The organism is Nitrosarchaeum sp. (assembly GCF_025699065.1).
In the GTDB taxonomy this organism is placed as follows: domain Archaea; phylum Thermoproteota; class Nitrososphaeria; order Nitrososphaerales; family Nitrosopumilaceae; genus Nitrosarchaeum.
In genome coordinates this window covers 145,868-163,395 of record NZ_JAILWF010000001.1, presented here as the reverse complement: position 1 = coordinate 163,395, position 17,528 = coordinate 145,868, and the positions used below count along the sequence as shown (strand labels likewise).

The 17,528-nt window shown below is 32.0% G+C and carries 16 protein-coding genes; 9 read left to right on the top strand and 7 right to left on the bottom strand.

The genetic code is table 11. The features are described 5' to 3' along the window. Positions 1-6: 6 nt before the first annotated feature. Together cas1 and K5782_RS01030 are read right to left on the bottom strand one after the other, a co-directional pair. On the bottom strand, positions 7-1,059 hold the full coding sequence (gene cas1 / locus K5782_RS01035; RefSeq protein ID WP_297463258.1) for a CRISPR-associated endonuclease Cas1: 1,053 nt from the start codon (positions 1,057-1,059) through the stop codon (positions 7-9). Beyond that, positions 1,059-1,604, bottom strand: coding sequence for a DUF922 domain-containing protein (locus tag K5782_RS01030; protein WP_297463256.1), 546 nt, complete (start codon positions 1,602-1,604; stop codon positions 1,059-1,061). Before K5782_RS01030 ends, cas1 begins: the two co-directional genes overlap by 1 nt. Positions 1,605-1,835: 231 nt before the next feature. Between K5782_RS01030 and K5782_RS01025 the strand changes: the two genes are divergently transcribed. From K5782_RS01025 to K5782_RS00985, 9 genes are all read left to right on the top strand, one after another. Continuing rightward, complete coding sequence (locus tag K5782_RS01025; RefSeq protein ID WP_297463666.1) at positions 1,836-2,447, top strand: hypothetical protein; 612 nt, start codon at positions 1,836-1,838, stop codon at positions 2,445-2,447. A 96-nt stretch (positions 2,448-2,543) separates the two neighbouring features. Continuing rightward, entirely contained in the window at positions 2,544-3,161 is a 618-nt protein-coding gene (locus K5782_RS01020) for a hypothetical protein (RefSeq protein WP_297463254.1), read from the top strand. Positions 3,162-3,213: 52 nt separating this feature from the next. After that, on the top strand, positions 3,214-4,743 hold the full coding sequence (locus K5782_RS01015; RefSeq protein WP_297463251.1) for a type II/IV secretion system ATPase subunit: 1,530 nt from the start codon (positions 3,214-3,216) through the stop codon (positions 4,741-4,743). Beyond that, positions 4,744-6,192, top strand: coding sequence for a type II secretion system F family protein (locus K5782_RS01010; protein WP_297463248.1), 1,449 nt, complete (start codon positions 4,744-4,746; stop codon positions 6,190-6,192). It begins immediately after the preceding gene. Positions 6,193-6,255: 63 nt separating this feature from the next. Beyond that, positions 6,256-8,826 (top strand): hypothetical protein, encoded by a 2,571-nt coding sequence (locus tag K5782_RS01005; protein WP_297463245.1) that lies wholly within the window; start codon positions 6,256-6,258, stop codon positions 8,824-8,826. Between the two features lie 85 nt (positions 8,827-8,911). Further along, positions 8,912-9,604, top strand: a complete 693-nt coding sequence (locus K5782_RS01000; RefSeq protein ID WP_297463243.1) for an A24 family peptidase C-terminal domain-containing protein — start codon at positions 8,912-8,914, stop codon at positions 9,602-9,604. Between the two features lie 93 nt (positions 9,605-9,697). After that, positions 9,698-10,657 carry a helix-turn-helix domain-containing protein gene (locus K5782_RS00995; RefSeq protein WP_297463241.1) on the top strand — a complete coding sequence of 320 codons (960 nt, stop codon included), beginning with the start codon at positions 9,698-9,700 and terminating at the stop codon, positions 10,655-10,657. Then, entirely contained in the window at positions 10,654-11,067 is a 414-nt protein-coding gene (locus K5782_RS00990; RefSeq protein ID WP_297463238.1) for a response regulator, read from the top strand. Before K5782_RS00995 ends, K5782_RS00990 begins: the two co-directional genes overlap by 4 nt. A 15-nt stretch (positions 11,068-11,082) precedes the next feature. Then, positions 11,083-12,144, top strand: coding sequence for a HAMP domain-containing sensor histidine kinase (locus tag K5782_RS00985; RefSeq protein ID WP_297463234.1), 1,062 nt, complete (start codon positions 11,083-11,085; stop codon positions 12,142-12,144). 31 nt (positions 12,145-12,175) lie between these two features. On the opposite strand, the gene K5782_RS00980 is transcribed toward K5782_RS00985, so the two are convergent. The 5 genes from K5782_RS00980 to K5782_RS00960 form a co-directional block, all read right to left on the bottom strand. After that, positions 12,176-14,035 (bottom strand): AMP-binding protein, encoded by a 1,860-nt coding sequence (locus K5782_RS00980; RefSeq protein WP_297463231.1) that lies wholly within the window; start codon positions 14,033-14,035, stop codon positions 12,176-12,178. A 107-nt stretch (positions 14,036-14,142) separates the two neighbouring features. Next, complete coding sequence (locus K5782_RS00975) at positions 14,143-14,406, bottom strand: hypothetical protein (RefSeq protein WP_297463228.1); 264 nt, start codon at positions 14,404-14,406, stop codon at positions 14,143-14,145. 4 nt (positions 14,407-14,410) lie between these two features. Next, the gene (gatB, locus tag K5782_RS00970) at positions 14,411-15,811 is read right to left on the bottom strand and encodes an Asp-tRNA(Asn)/Glu-tRNA(Gln) amidotransferase subunit GatB (RefSeq protein WP_297463225.1); all 1,401 of its coding nucleotides are present in this window, start codon (positions 15,809-15,811) and stop codon (positions 14,411-14,413) included. Further along, a complete protein-coding gene (gene gatA / locus K5782_RS00965) occupies positions 15,808-17,253 on the bottom strand; it encodes an Asp-tRNA(Asn)/Glu-tRNA(Gln) amidotransferase subunit GatA (RefSeq protein ID WP_297463222.1) in 1,446 nt (481 codons plus the stop codon). Before gatA ends, gatB begins: the two co-directional genes overlap by 4 nt. Beyond that, on the bottom strand, positions 17,254-17,517 hold the full coding sequence (locus K5782_RS00960; protein WP_297463219.1) for a hypothetical protein: 264 nt from the start codon (positions 17,515-17,517) through the stop codon (positions 17,254-17,256). Between the last annotated feature and the right edge of the window lie 11 nt (positions 17,518-17,528).

Below are 17,528 nucleotides of genomic sequence, written 5' to 3'. Positions count from 1 at the left end.
TTTAATTCATTTTCGTAAACAATACTCTGCTAAATTCTGAACGGATACCTTCGCAATTGTAATCTCTTGAACATTTTTCAATCCATCTTTTGTCTTTGCACCATGTCTAAAGGAATACCGTCTTTCAGACTGGAATGTTCTTTCAAGTAATTCCAAAAATTTCCTGATCAAATTATACTCCATAATCACAATTCCGTCTCTAGTATGTGTAAATTCATCTAGTCGGATTCTCTGTTTGTGGTCTTTGATGTTAGATATCTTAAACACTGTATAATCAACTAACCAACGAAATGGCTCCATCATATCATACACTAGAGGCTGAAAACCAGTATGAGATTTATGATAAAATCCATAGTAAGCGTCCAAACCAAATCCATTTACAAATTTGGAAATCTCTCCAGCTAGAACAGAATAGCCATAGTTTAACAAGGCATTGATGATATCTGTGGCGTTATTTTTTGCCAGTCCCACATAAGACGGATTTCTGGATGAAAATTCGTATCGTTCGGGAATTAGTTTTGCAAATGCTCTAAAGTAGATATGAGATGTCTTTGATTCGTTACTGATTGGAGAATGATCATCTAGATTTAATAGATGAATCTCTAGTTTTGAAATGGCTTCTTTTACTTCATCTCGTTCTGTTAATTTGAGGAATCGTATTTGAGATTCTAGTTTTGCCTTTACAATCATTTTTTGTAGATACTGACATTTCTCTTTATTTCGAAATGTATCATATTGAGCGATTCTATTTCTAGTTGCAGTTAATGATTCCATTACTGGATTCAGATAAGTGACTGGCTTTCCGTGATTGTCTAGTAAAATTACATTTCTGTTATTTTCAGATAATAATGCCAAAGCATCAGTTGAAATGTATCCTTTACCCTGAAGTACGATTTTCTCATAAGGCATGTTTTTGATGTACCATGATTCTGTGGTTGATTCTGAGAAAGGATCATGACAGTCTTTAAGAATAATTTTAGAATTTTTTATAGAAATAGAATGACCATAACCTTTGAGGAATTTTATATTATAATGATTTTTGTGATTTTTGAGAGTCATTAAATTCGCAATTTATCAAAAATTGAATCATACTTAATTTGCACTATGTCCTTCAATCCGTGATTTGTTTTTTCATCATAATCGGATTCATATCTATGCCAATTTTTAAGACCTTCAGTATAGATTTCGTCGAGAAGTACTTTTGCTCGTGTTTGTGCAAATGTTTGTTTTTCATCATGTGTTTTACCTTTACATGAAAAATGTTTTCCGTTAAAATCATCCTTCATTTTCTTCTCAATTTTTCTGGCATGTAATTCAGCTAGATCGAGGTGCCCTTGTTCATGCTTCAAGATTTTTGATTGATCTGACCTAATTTTCATTTCAGATTTAACCCAAGATATAGATTTTCGATAATATGCTGTAACCTTGATGTTTGTAATTTCAAATTTTGTTTGTGTTTTTCTTTCAACCAATTTAATATCGTATGAATAATCTAGCCAAGTATGTGTCCATGCCATTTGAGAGTTATTCTGTTCTATGGGCCCTACAAAATCATCCCATGTTAATTGAAAATCATTTGACCAAGGAATACGAATCTCAGACATTATATCGACATGATGTATCGAAGATTTAACTAATTTCCAACATCTCACACAACATCATGATTTAGGTCATAACCAACTTTTCATTCGAGAAAGGGGGGCTTTGCCTTTTTATTGACTATCAATAAATTCATTGATTTAGGTAATTTCTAGTAAATTATTACTTATCTGTAATTCAAAAAAATTACATGCTCTGTTAGATATTATGCTATTTTGTTAGTATGTTAATTGAAGATGATCTCTTGTAAAAGTCGTGCATTAAGTACAGTACTTACAACTGTCATCATATTGGTGGCATCAGTTGTACTTGCTTCAGGAGTTGTTTTGTATGGTGCTAGTCTCTTTCAAGGTGGTACTCAAACAGAAGCAATTTCAGTATCTGATGTTAAGATATGGGTACACGCTACAGATGCAAACGGATTAGCTTGGGGTGCAGCAGGTGTAAGAAATACAGGTGATAAAGTGGTATCCGTTGACAAAATTCAGATCAGAGGAATAGATATTCCATTTGGACAATGGTATCCAGATGTAACTGTAACACCAACCTTATTCCAACAGGCGCTAAATCATACTGGATGGTCAGGAGTAACAGGTAGTCTAACTAATAATGTTGCATGTAACCCTGTTACCATACTTGAACTAAGTGGCGGATCTGCAACTGATGACATCTGTGCAGATGTTGCTACAGGTCCGGTATCTTTGACTCCTGGACAATCAGCAATTATCTACTTCAAGTTAACTAATGGCACTCTATCGCCATTAGACTCTGGAAATAATGCTGGTGTAAGCATATTTGCTGGAAAAACCGGTTCACCTAGAAGCGTAACAATACAAGGCCAATCATAATTACACACAAACTAGGGTAAATTTTTCTTATCTGTAATTCAAAAAAATTACATACTTGCCTACATAACCCACTAAAAAAATACAAACGTAGTAATAATGACAACCAAACTAACCAAAAGTCGTGCATTAAGTACAGTACTTACAACTGTCATCATATTGGTGGCATCAGTTGTACTAGGTTCAGGAGTTGTTTTGTATGGTGCTAGTCTCTTTCAAGGTGGTACTCAAACAGAAGCAATTTCAGTATCTGGTGTTAAGGTATGGGTACACGCTACAGATGCAAACGGATTAGCTTGGGGTGCAGCAGGTGTAAGAAATACAGGTGATAAAGTGGTATCCGTTGACAAAATTCAGATCAGAGGAACGGATATTCCATTTGGACAATGGTATCCAGATGTAACTGTAACACCAACCTTATTCCAACAGGCGCTAAATCATACTGGATGGTCAGGAGTAGCAGGTGGTCTAACTAATAATGTTGCATGTAACCCTGTTACCATACTTGAACTAAGTGGCGGATCTGCAACTGATGACATCTGTGCAGATGTTGCTACAGGTCCGGTATCTTTGACTCCTGGACAATCAGCAATTATCTACTTCAAGTTAACTAATGGCACTCTATCACCATTAGACTCTGGAGCAAATACAGGTGTAAACATATTTGCTGGAAAAACAGGTGCACCACAAAGCGTAACAATACAAGGCAAATCCTAGGATAGGGGGTATTTTTGTTATCTTATCCAAAAATCTATTTTTGAGGTAAAAAATGGGAAAAATAAAAGATGAACAAGGTTTAGAAAGTTTTCTAAAAAGTGATTTTTTAAGTGAACTTCAAAACCAAAAAGGAACAACGGTGATTGAAACTTATCCTCTTAAAGCTCCATTTAGCTATGCCAATATATTACAAAACGAAGAAAATGGAAGTATCTCATTTCAAGTAGATGAAACAAAACTTAATCCATCTGAACAAGTTATTTATAATCAATTATATCGATTAATTGAAGAAAATTTAGATTCTCCTGAAAATATTGAAAAAGATTTTGGATTTACATCATTTGTAAATAAAATTCTCAAAGAAAATGAAAAAATATTTCAGAATTATCCTCTAGCAAGTATGGAGAAAGTAAAATATTATCTGGAGAGAGACATTGCAGGTTTCGGATTGATAGATTCACTTATGTATGATCCAAATATCGAGGATGTTAGTTGTAGTGGTATAGATACCCCTATCTATGTTTGGCACAGAAAATATGATAGTATCCCATGTAACATAAAATTTGAAAGTGATAAATTAAATTCATTTGTATCTAGAATTGTGTTTAGAGCTGGAAAACACATTAGTTCAGCATATCCGATTTCAGATTTAGCATTAGAAGGAAACCATAGAATTTCTGTTTTGTATCAAAAAGAAGTTACTCCAAAAGGAACCAGTTTTACAATAAGAAAATTCAAACAAGATCCCTATTCTATTATTGACTTAATTTCTTTTGGAACAATTAGCGTAGATATTGCAGCTTATTTGTGGATGTTGATGGAAGCAAAAATGTCTATAATGGTAATTGGCTCAACTGGTAGTGGAAAAACAACCATACTAAATGCAATAACTGGACTTGTTAATCCTGATTATAAAATATTTTCAGTTGAAGATGTTGCTGAAATTAACATTAAACATGAAAATTGGTTCAGTTTAGTTGCTAGAACTGGATTTGGTCCTACAGGAGAAGGGGAAATTGGATTGTATGATTTGATAAAATCAGGTGTACGACATAGGCCTGATTATATTGTAGTGGGAGAAATCAGGGGTGCTGAGGCATATGTCATGTTCCAAGCTATGGCTACAGGGCATGGTGGTCTTTGTACAATGCATGCTGATAGTCTTGAATCTGCAGGAAAAAGATTACAACAAAAACCAATGGATATACCTCCCTCTTATCTCTCATTGATGAATTGTGCAATCATAATTAGACGAGTAAAAGGTCAGGATGGAAAAAGTACTAGAAAAGCAATATCTGTTCAAGAGATTAATAGTGCTGATTCGTATCATTCTGCATTTGATTGGGATCCAAAATCTGATTTTTTTAATGCTCAATTAGATGACAGTGTGATGCTAAATAGAATTGCAGTTCAAACTGGAAGAAATATGGAAGATATTTTGGAAGAATATGATAAACGAAAAATTGTTTTAAAGTGGTTATTAGAACGTGGAATTCGAAGTTATGCCAAAGTAGCAGAAAATATTGGAAAATATTATAGAGACCCAGAAACAATGCTAAAAAAAATTGAGTATGGTGGATAAATGTCTTTTATAAAAAAATATGAGAAAAAAGACAAACAAAAAAAATTAAATAATAAAATAGATACTGAGTTACCTTTTTTCATCACCATAGTTACATTGCTTGCAACAAGTGGATTTGGACCCTATACCATTTTTCTTAAAATAAAAGAGATGGAACTTTTACCTGTTGTTAGAAACGAATCTCTAAAAATTTTAAAAAAAATCGATATTTTGGGGATGGATCCACTCTTGGTTATGGCGGAAGTAAAAGATAATGGACCGTCTAATTTTGGAGAATTCCTTAGTGGTTATGTCGGTGCAATTCAAAGCGGTGGAGATGTGGTTAATTACCTTAAAACAAAAATGACTAGTGCTTTTGAAATTTATGAAAGTGCTCAAAAGGGACTAGTTGAAAAAGTAAAAGCACTTGTAGATACATACATGACAATGCAAATTGTTATTTTGGCAGTATATATCATAATTACCGCAACTACTACTGGGGGAATTGGCCCTGCTCCGTTGGAAACTGATATTGATCCTCTTTATTTAGTAATTTTTATGCCTCCTATTGTATCTGGATTATTTATATTCTTAGCAAAATCTGTGAATCGTTCAAAAATACAAGAGATTGAAATAAAAAAAGTTATCATGTTTGGAATTCCTGGAATTCTTGTATCCATTGTAATAATTTATCTAGATCTTTTTCCTGCATTTAGTTTGTATATTTTAGGTGGTGCGTTGGCAGTATCTGCATTATGGCCTGCACTAAAATTTCAAAACAGATACAAATTTTCACTTGATGCAGAATCTGGTTCATCAATAATTTTAAGAGATGTTGCAGAAGCAAGAAAAGCAGGACTTGGTCCTGAAACATGTGTTATTCGAGCAACAAAGAGAAATGATTTTGGTTTATTTAACAAAGTGGCAAATGGCATTTCCAATAAATTAGAATGGGGGATGACATTAGAAGATATTTTTATGTTTATTAAAAAAGAAACAACCGATTTTCATGTTCTAATTAATTTCAGGGTTTTATTTGAGATTATTTCCTCTGGAGGTGGTAATGTTGCAACATTAGATACATTAGCTGGTGTTTCAGAAAAAATTCGAAATATTGAAAAAGAAAAAAGAGAAATGCTAAAACCATATGTCTTAGTCGGATTTATGTTGATAGGAATTACCGGGTTTACAACCTTATTGGTAATTGATTCTCTTACTGGTTTAAGTACAAATTTAGAAGTTGATGAGGTAAAACAAAATCAATTACAATTAGAATCTGATGATCGATTTCAATTATTAGGAATAGCAATTTTGGTGCAATCTTGGTTGTCTGGACTCTTTTTAGGCAAAATTACAACTGGCTCATATTCTGCAGGTTATCGATACTCTATAATATTAATACTCATAGCTATAGGCTCAATAATTATAATTCAATCAAAAATCTTCAGCGTTTCTACGATATTTAGTTAGGCAGTATGTATTGTTATGTTTCACACTGTTTGATATATCAAAAATTTAATAATTTTCTATAGATTGAAAGTAATTTTTTTAGGATTATTGGTAATGTGTGGTGTAGTTGTTTTTCCTGCTTACGCACAATCTACAGCCCAATTTGGCTATCAACTTCACCCTGAAAAATTATTGGAAAATACCGAGGGAACATTACAGATATTTGTAACCTCAAATGATATGATGATCCCTAGAACAGTGGATAATCTTAAAGTAATAAGTTCTGATAATTCAGTAATACAAATAATTAGTGTTCAAGAGAATAATATTGGATATACAAAAAACGTTCAAATTAAGGCAATAAAACCTGGAATTGCTAATATTGCATTAGCTGCACCGGGGTTTACATCCAAAGAAATAACTCTTGAAGTTTTTAATAATAATAATTATCCTACTCAAATTTTAATGAAAGTTACTCCAAATGATTTTCCTATAGATGGTCCAAGATTTGGGTATGTATCTGTCGAGTTAGCAACTACTAGTGGATTACCTACAGTAGCTACTGAAGATATTATGATAAAAATTGAAACTCCAAATAATGATATTATTAATATCAGAAATTCAGAAATGGTAATTAAAAAAGGAGAATATTTTGCAGTTTCTGAGTTTGATATAGAAAATTCAGGTGATGCAATAATTTTTGCAAGTGCTGATAATATGAAAAAAATTAGTCAGTTTATACATGTAAGAAAAGCAACTGATCCTTTACAAGTTCAATTATTTGTTATACCAGAAAGATACAATAGTTTTAGTGGCGGTAAAGGATATGCGATAGTTCAACTTTTAGACGGTTCTGGTTTTCCTGTTATAGCTGAAGAAGATATAGCCCTGAAATTGGGAGTAGAAAATCCAGATGTATCGATGAATACTAGTCATGACTTTGAAGAAATTCAATTTAGCAGCAAAGAATTAGTTATCAAAAAAGGAGAATATTCTGCATATACTACATTTACACCTAGGCCTAATTTGGGAAAATTCATTGATACCAATGAACAAACATTGAACATGTATGTTTCAACTAATAACTATCTTACCAAAGGAAGCTCTATCGTAATAACTCATGACGATGTTGGTTCTTTGGAGGGTGAAGGTCCCTCAGTTACTACCGTGTTACCATTTTTAACCACAGGAAAAAAAGAAATTATTGCTGTAACTTATTTTGAAACAGATATTGAAGTTTCACGAAAGACTGGGTCTAGCACATTAGGTACATCTGAGAGAGAACTCGTTTCTGTAACTGTTCCTGTAATGGCAAAGAAAGACTATGAAATTAACTTTGCATCTTCTAAATCTAATACAGTTAATCCAATAAATCCCATCATGAAAAAGGGTCAAAACGCGGTGCTAGTTTTTGGAAATACTGGTACCGTTTCATCGAAAGTTCCGATATCATTTTATGTTACCGACACTAGTGGAGTTAAATCATTAACTGCAAATTCTATAGGTCCAATAAGCGATGATCTCACCTTGATTGTTGAACCTATAGTGCCAAAGATTTTAGCTGAACATGAATTTCCTGTTTTAGCATATCTATTAGAATCTGAAGAAGTTGAGGAAGGCACAACAACTTCCACTATTGATGAAGAGGAGGATGAGGATGGAAGAATTGGAGTAACCACATTTATCGAAGATGCGGTTTTAACCTTATCTGCAAATAATTTTGTAGATGCTGAACCTCAAATAATTAAAAAAAATCAACCATATGTATTGTTCGATTTAAAATCTAAAGAAATTGGGACTACTTCATTATCTTTTCAAGCAGGTCAATTTGGGGGTACAATGAGTATGACTAGTACTACTACTGATCCTGCAAATATTCATATGTCATTTGCCAAAAACTTGTTAACAAATACTGAAAGCTTAGCAACAATTCAATTATTAGATTCTGTTGGTAACCCTGTATATGCAAAAAAAGATGTTTTGATAAAAATTGTCTCCAATAATGAATCTGTATTAAAAATCCCTGAAAATGTCATCATAAAAAAAGGTGAATACTTTAGCACGATAAAATTGGAATCTAAAAATGAAGGACTAATAGAAGTTGCGTTATTGTCTGAAGATCTACCATTATCTAAATATGAATTAAATATTGTAGATGTGAGTCCTGTTGTCTCTATAGAGTTAATTGGAGGTATGAATTGGAATGAAAGGATAGAGGCAAAATTATCTGTTGCTATACCTCAGATTGATACTGCTTTAGATGGATTTAATGTAGAGTGGACTATTTTAGGTGGAGAAATATTAAAAATTGAAAATATAACTAATAACAACGGGGTTGCATCTGCACATGTTTTAGCCAATGATCAAGATTCAGTATCCATCTCAGCTACAGTTTCAGGAAATGGTTTCAGTTCTTCTTCAATAAATACACATGCTGAAATATTGAATAAACCTCTAGCAGTTACGGTAGAGCAAAAACAATGGTATGAATTTAATGAATCATATATGATCATTATCGCAATCCCGTTATCTATTGTTGGAGCATTATTTGTTTTGAATCGTATTGGTAGATTGGATGCAATAACTGAGAAATTAGGAATTGGAGAAAAATTTGAAGAAATCAAGGAAAAAATATCAAATATTCGAAATCGATAAAAATTTTAAAATCATTTGATATGACTAGATATATTTTATCATTAAAAGAGAATGAACTAAATTATTCATATAAGTGTAGTAAATCATGATTGAATCTCTATTAAATTATGATCATATTGGGATTATGCTGGCTCTAGTAATGTTGATAATTGGTTCAATAATAGATATTTGGAAAAGAGAAATTCATGATTATTATTGGATTGGATTTGGCGGTGCTGGATTTTTACTCGTTTTTATAAATTCAGATTTACTACCTAACTTATTTAACATTGGAATTTCATTGATTATTGCACCTTTTGTTCTTCTCATTTGGAGGATTGGATTATTTGGCGGTGCTGATGCATTTGCATTAATTGCATTGGCAGTTATTGCTCCAATGGCCACATTTTCTGAAAATCCTGTGACTCCATTTTCCACATTATCTAATGCTGCAATATTATTCATAATCCCGTTTATTGCTAATGTCATCCGAAACTCAATTGCAATTGGAAAACATGAAAATATCTTTGAGGGTTTTGAAGAAACTAAACTCAAAAAAATCTGTGCGATGTTAATAGGTTATAGGGCAAAAACCCCAAAATTCTGTTTTTCCATTGAAAAAATTGAAAAAGGCAAAAGAAAGCTAAATTTTACAATTCATCATGCAGAAAATGAAGAATATTGTACAACTCCTAATACTTGGATTACTCCCGGCATACCATATCTATTGCTAATTACTGGTGGTTTTATAATGCAATTATTCCTAGGGGATCTTTTACTCAGTCTCATTGTTCGGTAAATATCTGAAATTGTTGAAACTGTGCCTATTTTTGAATCTGTAACACGTAATAACATACATTCAGTTATGTTTCAAATATTGTAACAATTTCTAATGACAGTTGAGTTTTTGGAGGAGGATATGTTTGCTCTGGATAATCCAATAAACGAGTTAAATCGATTGTTGATAAAGTATGATTTGACCCCAAATCAGGCTAAAGTGTATCTATATCTTAGTAAAATAGGAATCAAAACTGCATCAGAGATTTCAAAATCTCTTAAAATTCCTAGAACCGAAACATATCATTTACTTAGTACGTTACAACAAAAAGGAATAATTTTTTCAGTCTTTGGTAAACCTACAAAATTTAACGCAGTTGGTATTGATGAATCAATTGCAATTCTAGTCAGTAATGAAAAAAATAGAATTAATGAGTTAGAGACAGGAAAAGCAAACATTGTAAAATTGTGGAAAACAATTCCAAAATATGTTGGAAATAAAGAAAAATCTGAAGATAATAAATTTCAGACATTACAAGGAAGAAATTCAATTTTGGTGAAACTAGAACAGATTGTAAAAGATTCTAAAGAAAATATATTGGTTTTAGGAACTGAAACTGATTTTAAAAGATTTTATCATACTAATTTCATAGACCTACTCAAAAAAACAAAATCTGAATTAAAAATTCTCACAGATTATCCAAATAAAAGTATGCATGTTTTTGAAGATCTACCACGTAAAAATATTAAAAAACTAGACGATAAAAACCGTGAAGATTTTTGCTTTATAATTAAGGATGATGACGAAGTATTGTTCTTCATTAGTAATTCCGAAGTAAAAGACATGACTGCCATTTGGACAGATTCTAAAACATTTGTAACTACACTGCGTTCATTATTTAGTTTGATTTGGAAAAAAGCTCATAATTTAGATGAGACTAGTATGGAAACATTATTGGGTTCTGATATGACATATGAACACAGATTACGAGAGATTGAACAAGAAAAAATAATTCTAAATCATTTACAACAACATTTTAAGTTGTCTGAAAAAATTCAAGGAGATAAAAAATGAAATTCAGAACAAATGTAGAAAAAAAAGATAAGGACTCCAAAGAATTGAATATTTTAATTATTGATGATAATGAACAGATTACAAAAATGCTAACTACGTTTTTGGGATTAAAGAATCATAAATGTACAGTAGCAAATGATGGAAAACAAGGATTAGCATTAATTCAAGAAAATCACTATGATGTGGTTTTATTGGATTTGGCTATGCCTGAATTTGATGGATATGCTGTAATTGAATCATTAGAAAGCAAAAATTTGCTAAAAAATAACAAGATAATTGTATTTACTGCATCTACTATTACACAAGAAGGATTAGATGCATTAGTAGACCGGGGCGTTTCATCTTATATCTTAAAACCCATTGACATTGATTTGTTGTTATCCAAAATCATTCAATCCGCTACCTCCTAATTGGAGGTATGACTAATGATTCCAATTAAGTACATTTTATTTCTAGTTTCAGGTGTGTCTAGTTTTATTATATTTTACATGGGACTGGTAAATTATATCACTGCAGTTGACGGCACTACTGGAATTATTTTATTGGTATTTGCAACTGCTGTATCTGCAGGTACATTACTTAGTACTACATACATTTCCAAAAGCATTACAAAACCTATTGAAAAGCTTGCACAAAACATGACCGAGTTTTCTAAAACAAATAAGATAATCGATAAAAAACCATTTAACACAAACATTAAAGAAATTTATGAATTAATCATGAATTTTGAGAGTATGGGTAAAAAAGTTGAAGAGACCATATCTATGCAAAACGAGTATGTTGAAAAACTAAAGAATATTGATAAAAAAAAGGTAGAATTTTCATCAATGATCTCTCATGAATTGAAAACCCCACTTGTTCCAATATTGGGATATGTGCAAATGTTGCAAAAACAAGATTTGATGGGGCCATTAAACAATCAACAATTAGATGCAATAAATGAAATTTACTCATCCGCTTTAAAGTTACAAAAACTGGTTGGAGATATTCTAACAACTCAAAAATTAGATTTAGGGAAATTAGTATTTAATCAAGAAGATATACAAATTTCTGAATTTTTAGATTTGATAATTAAAGATTTTACTCCAATAACAAATCTAAAAAAAATTTCATTATTAAAAGAGTATGATGGCGATGCTATAATTTTTAGTGACAGAGATCGAATTAACCAGGTTTTTTCTAATTTAATCAAAAATTCAATTGATTTTGTAGTTCCTGAAAAAGGGGAAATTGTAATTGGCGCAAAACCTGATAATGACTTCATGCAATTTTTTGTCAAAGATAATGGTGTGGGGATCTCTAAGGATAACCAAAAAGAGATTTTTAAGAAATTTTATCAAATCGATACTTCTACCAGTAGAAAAAGAGATGGAAGTGGATTAGGATTGGCAATTTGTAAGGGAATTGTGGAAGGGTTGGGAGGTAAAATATGGGTAGAAAGCGAAGAAAATGTTGGGACGACATTTTATTTTACAATCCCTAATTGAAAAAATGATAATCTTATTACGATAAAATTAATTATATTTTGGAAATTTCATCTAATACCATGGGATTTTCTAAAGATGATAAATCACCCAACTCTAATCCTAATAATTTTGATTTTAATAACCGTCTCATGACTTTTCCAGTTCGTGTCTTAGGAAGTTCAGATATGTTGAATATGTATTTTGGACGTGCAATCTTGCCGATTTTTTCAGAAATGTAGTCAGATAATTCTTTTTCTAATCTCTGTTCTGATTTGTTTTCAACTACAAAAAAAACTACAATGGCTTCTCCAGTAATATCGTCTGGAATTGAAATTGATGCTGCATCTGAAATTTTAGAATGTGATATTGCAACTTCTTCAATTTCAGCAGTACTCATTCTGTGACCTGATACATTAATGACATCATCTGATCTTCCTTTCATATACCACAAGCCATCATTATCTACATACACATAATCTCCATGAAACCAAACATTTTCAAATCGTGACCAATACGTTTGTAAATAACGAGAATCATCATTTAACAATCCTTTTGTCATTGCAGGCCAAGGAGATTTTATAACTAGGTACCCATTTTTTTGACGAATAGACATTCCATCATCATCAAACACATCAAGATTCATTCCAGGACACGGAATTCCAACAGTTGACGGTTTTAATTTAATTCCTGGAAATACTGATAACATTGCACCGCCGATTTCAGTTCCTCCAGATAAATTCATAATTGGTATTTTTTTATTTCCCACATTTTCAAACAACCATCGCCAAGAATCTTCATCAAGTGGTTCACCAGTAGTTGGTATGTTTTTTATTTTTTCATATGAATGAAGTTTCAATGGTTCAATGTTATTTTTTTTAAATAATCTTACCGCTGTTGGTGAAATACCAAAAATTGTAGCATTATGATTATATGCCATATCCCAAATTCTTTCAAAATTTGGATAGTTTAATGCACCGTCATAAAGTACCGCACTTGCTCCTCTTATCAAAAGACCATAAACATTCCACACAAGTCCCGTAATCCATCCTATGTCTGCAGGCCACAAAATAACATCCTCTTTATCCATATCAATTAAGAATGCTGCCTGATATCCTGCAAAAACTGAAAATCCTCCATGTGTATGAATAACTCCTTTTGGTTTTCCTGTGGTTCCAGACGTATACAAAATAAACAAAGGGTCTTCAGAATTGGTGATTTCCGTATCGCAGTTAGTGCTTTGACCAAATACCAAACTATTGTAAAAAACACATTGATCAGATTCTTCATAATCATCTATTCCTTTGTATTGTGTTATGATTATTTTTTCTATGTCTGTGTTTTTTATTGCATTGTCCACAATTTGTTTTTGAGAGATTAGTTTGCCATTTCTCTGAAACCCATCACAAACAAATAGAATTTTTGCTTTACAATCTTTTAATCTAATTTGTAATGATTCTGAACTGTATCCCGAAAAAATCACTGTTTGAATTGCACCAATTTTAGCAGAAGCCATGATTGCAATTATCGCTTCTTCGATCATTGGCAGAAATATTGCAATTACATCTCCTTTTTTGATTTTTAATTGTTTAAGGGCATTTGCAAGTTTGTTTACTTTTTGATTTAATTCAGAATATGTGATACTTGAAGTAATCCCGTCCTCTGAAACAAATGTGTATGCTGTTTTATTTGGTGTAAGATTGCTAAATCTTTCAACTGATGACCTGTAGATATTAGTATTGCCATTTACAAACCATTTTGCCCATTGAATTCCTTTTGAGGTATCCAAAATTTTGGTATATGGTTCATCCCAAATAATTCCTATTTCATTACTAACTTCTTGCCAAAACCACTCTAAATTTTGATTTGCTTTGATGGATAATTGATTAATATCTGAAATACTGAATTTGTTCATAAATTTATAAATATTTGATTTAAGAATTTGATTTTTTGTTGGTATAAACTCAAACTCAGACAAGTTATTACTTTAGGAAACTAATTGATGTAAAAAGATTTTTGAAATCATGATATGTCCATCCCCAGTCTTCTTGCACATGCAATTGCAGCTTTGCCCTCCTCTTTTGTAATTCCAGCTTTTTCAAATTTTTTTATCCATCCTGTTTCTAAATTCATAGTGTTTTCTTTGTAATACTCTCGTAAAATTTTTCCAATTTGGATATCTAATTTGTATTTTGTTGCCTCATTCATGCCTACTTGCAATGTGGAAGAGTCTGAGTTTGCTAGTATTTTAATAAATTCTATGTCTTCTAAAGATAAATACACCATGCTGTTAAATCTTCTTTTTTAATAAATCCAAAGTTATTCTAGGATCTGCTTTTCCTTTTGTTTTTTGCATAACTTTTCCTACTAGATAATTAATTGTTTGAGGATTTGATCTTGCTTGCTCTATGGCATTAGGTTCTTCAGAAATTACTAATTCAATGATTGCAGATAATTCAGATTCAGTTGTCATATTTCCTAAATCTAGTTTAGCTATAATATCTGATAAATTATCCCCAGTTTTTACAATCTCATATAATGCATTTTTAGCAGAATTTCGTGCAATTTTATTGGATAGTATTGAATCCGCTATGTCTCTGAGATGTGACGGTTTTAATTTTGATTCTTCTCGTTTTTCTCTAGTATCTACTAATCCCATTAAATCGGTTGTAATTATATTTGCAATTTCTTTTGCGTTTTCTTTTGTATGGGCATTTTCAAATAAATCTGAATAAAATTTGTCTGATGAAAGAACTTCTGCAACTTGAGTTGGAATATTGTATTTTGTAATATATCGTTGTTTTTTAGAACTAATACTCTCAGGCATTTCTGTTTTTAATTTTTCTTTAATCTCTTCGTTGATTTTTATCCATGGAATATCTCCTTCTAAAAAATATCGGTAATCCAAATCTTCTTCTTTTGATCTTGATGGTACTGTGATCTTTCTTTTATCATCCCAGTGACGTGTCTCTTGAATAATTGGTATATCTCGTGAATGAAGACTCTGTTGTCGTGTAATCTCAAAATGTACTGCTTTTTCTAAATCGTGAAATGATCCTATGTTTTTTATTTCTACTTTATTTCCGCCTTCAATTGAAACATTGGCATCTGCCCTCATAGCTCCTTCTAAACTAGGATCTGATACTCCTAGATTTTCCAATAAATCTGATAAAATATTTAGAAATTCTCTTACCTCTTTTGGATTCTCAAAGTCAGGCTCTGTTACAATTTCTACTAACGGTGTGCCTGCACGGTTATAATCTACTAAAGTGATTAGATTTTTTTCAGAACTTCCTTCATAAATTAATCTTCCAGGGTCCTCCTCTAGCTGGATTCTGGTTATTCTAATCTTTTTCTCTCCTACCATTAGAGTTCCAGTACCCCCTACACTGGTATCTCCATAGACGTTAAGTTGTGTTATTTGGAAATTCTTTGGTAAATCTGGATAAAAATAATTTTTTCTAAAAAATGCAATTTTTTCTGGGGTATTGCAATTTAATGCCATTGCAATCATTGTAGCTTTCTCTACTGCTTTTTGATTTAATATTGGAAGACTTCCTGGCAATCCTATACAAATTGGACAAATGTTGATGTTTGGTTCAAACTCTCTATAATCTGCTTTGCATGAACAAAACAATTTACTTTCTAATTTTGTAAGTTGACAGTGAATCTCTAATCCTATTTTTGTCAAATTGGTACCTCTGGCAATTTTATCGTTTTTTCTAATGCATGCGCTGCTTGTAGTAATAATTTATCATCCATTGAATTTGCGATGAGTTGGATTCCGATTGGTAATCCGTTGACTATTGCAAATGGGATTGATATGGCGGGTTTTCCCGTAAGATTGGCAGTAACTGTATTAATATCGACAAGAAATAATGCAACAGGATCATCTATTTTTTCACCAATTTTAAATGGCAATATTGGAACTGTTGGTGCAATCAATAGATCAAATTTTTTAAATGCATCATTAATTTGTCGTGTCAGTTTGTTTTTTACTTTGAGTGCTTTTAGAAAATATTTTCCAGCATGGCCTGCAGATGGAACAAATCCTCCAATAATCATTCTTCTTGTGACCTCTGGACCCAGATTTTTTCTTGCTTTTTCGATATATGAATTAAATTCGTATCCTTCAACAGAAAAATCATACCCGTATCTTAGATTGTCATATCTTGCAAGATTACTTCCTGCTTCAGTGGCTGTAATTGTATAATATGCTGCAACTGAATATTTTACCATGTCCAAAGACATCTCTTCGCATTTTGCACCCAATCCCTCCAATTTTGAAATTGCATCTTTTGTTGCAGAAAGCACAGCTGGATCAATTCCCTCTCCTATCATCTCTTTGATTATGCCTATTTTTTTGCCTTCGATACCTGAATCAATGTTTTTAAGATAATCCTCTCCGTGGTTATCGACTGTTGTATTGTCATTAGAATCAATTCCTGAAATGAGGTTTAACATGAATGCTGCATCCTCAACTGTTCTAGTTAGAGGTCCAATCTGCTCAATGCTGTTTGCATAAGAGATTAATCCATATCTGCTAATCAACCCATAAGTTGGTTTGTATCCTACAGTTGAACAAAAACTAGCAGGGTTTCTAACGGAACCTCCAGTATCTGAACCCAATGATGCGACACACTCAAAAGCACTAACAGATACAGCACTACCTCCTGAAGAACCTCCTGGAACATAATCGGTATTCCATGGATTTTTACTTGGACCATACGCGCTAAATTCTGTAGTGAGACCCATTGCAAATTCATCCAAATTTACTTTTCCTACAAAGATTGCGTCTTGTTGTTTTAGTTTAGTGATTACTGTTGCATCGTATGGCGATATGTAATTTTCAAGCATCTTTGATGCGCATGTTGTTTTTGTATCTTTGATGCAAATGTTGTCTTTAATTGAGATTGGCATGCCAAAACATTTTCCTATTTTTTGACCTGATTTTATTTTCTTGTCTATCTCTTTTGCTTGGTTTAATGCATTATCATTTATTGATAAAAATGCATGTAGTTTGTCGTCTACGTTTTGTATTTGCTCTAATGTTTTTGCCATGAATTCTTCTGCTGATAAATTTCCTGATTTTACGTCTCTAGTAAATTGCAGAGCTGAAATTTTAATGTTCAATTAAACCATCTTTGGAGCTCTGACATATGTTCCCTTATAGTGATTAAGTTTTTCAATGAGTTTTTTATCAAATGGAATGTATTTGTCTTCTCTTAAGTTAGTGATAGGAATTTCTCTAAAAGTTATTTCCTCAGATTCAACACCTGCAGAATCTAAAATGTCAAAATATCCCAACATTTTATCTACTCTTTCATAAATGGATGGATCAATTAATTCGATTTTCATTAGTTTTGCAACATGCTGTATTTCTTTTTGAGTTACCATTTTCAAATCAT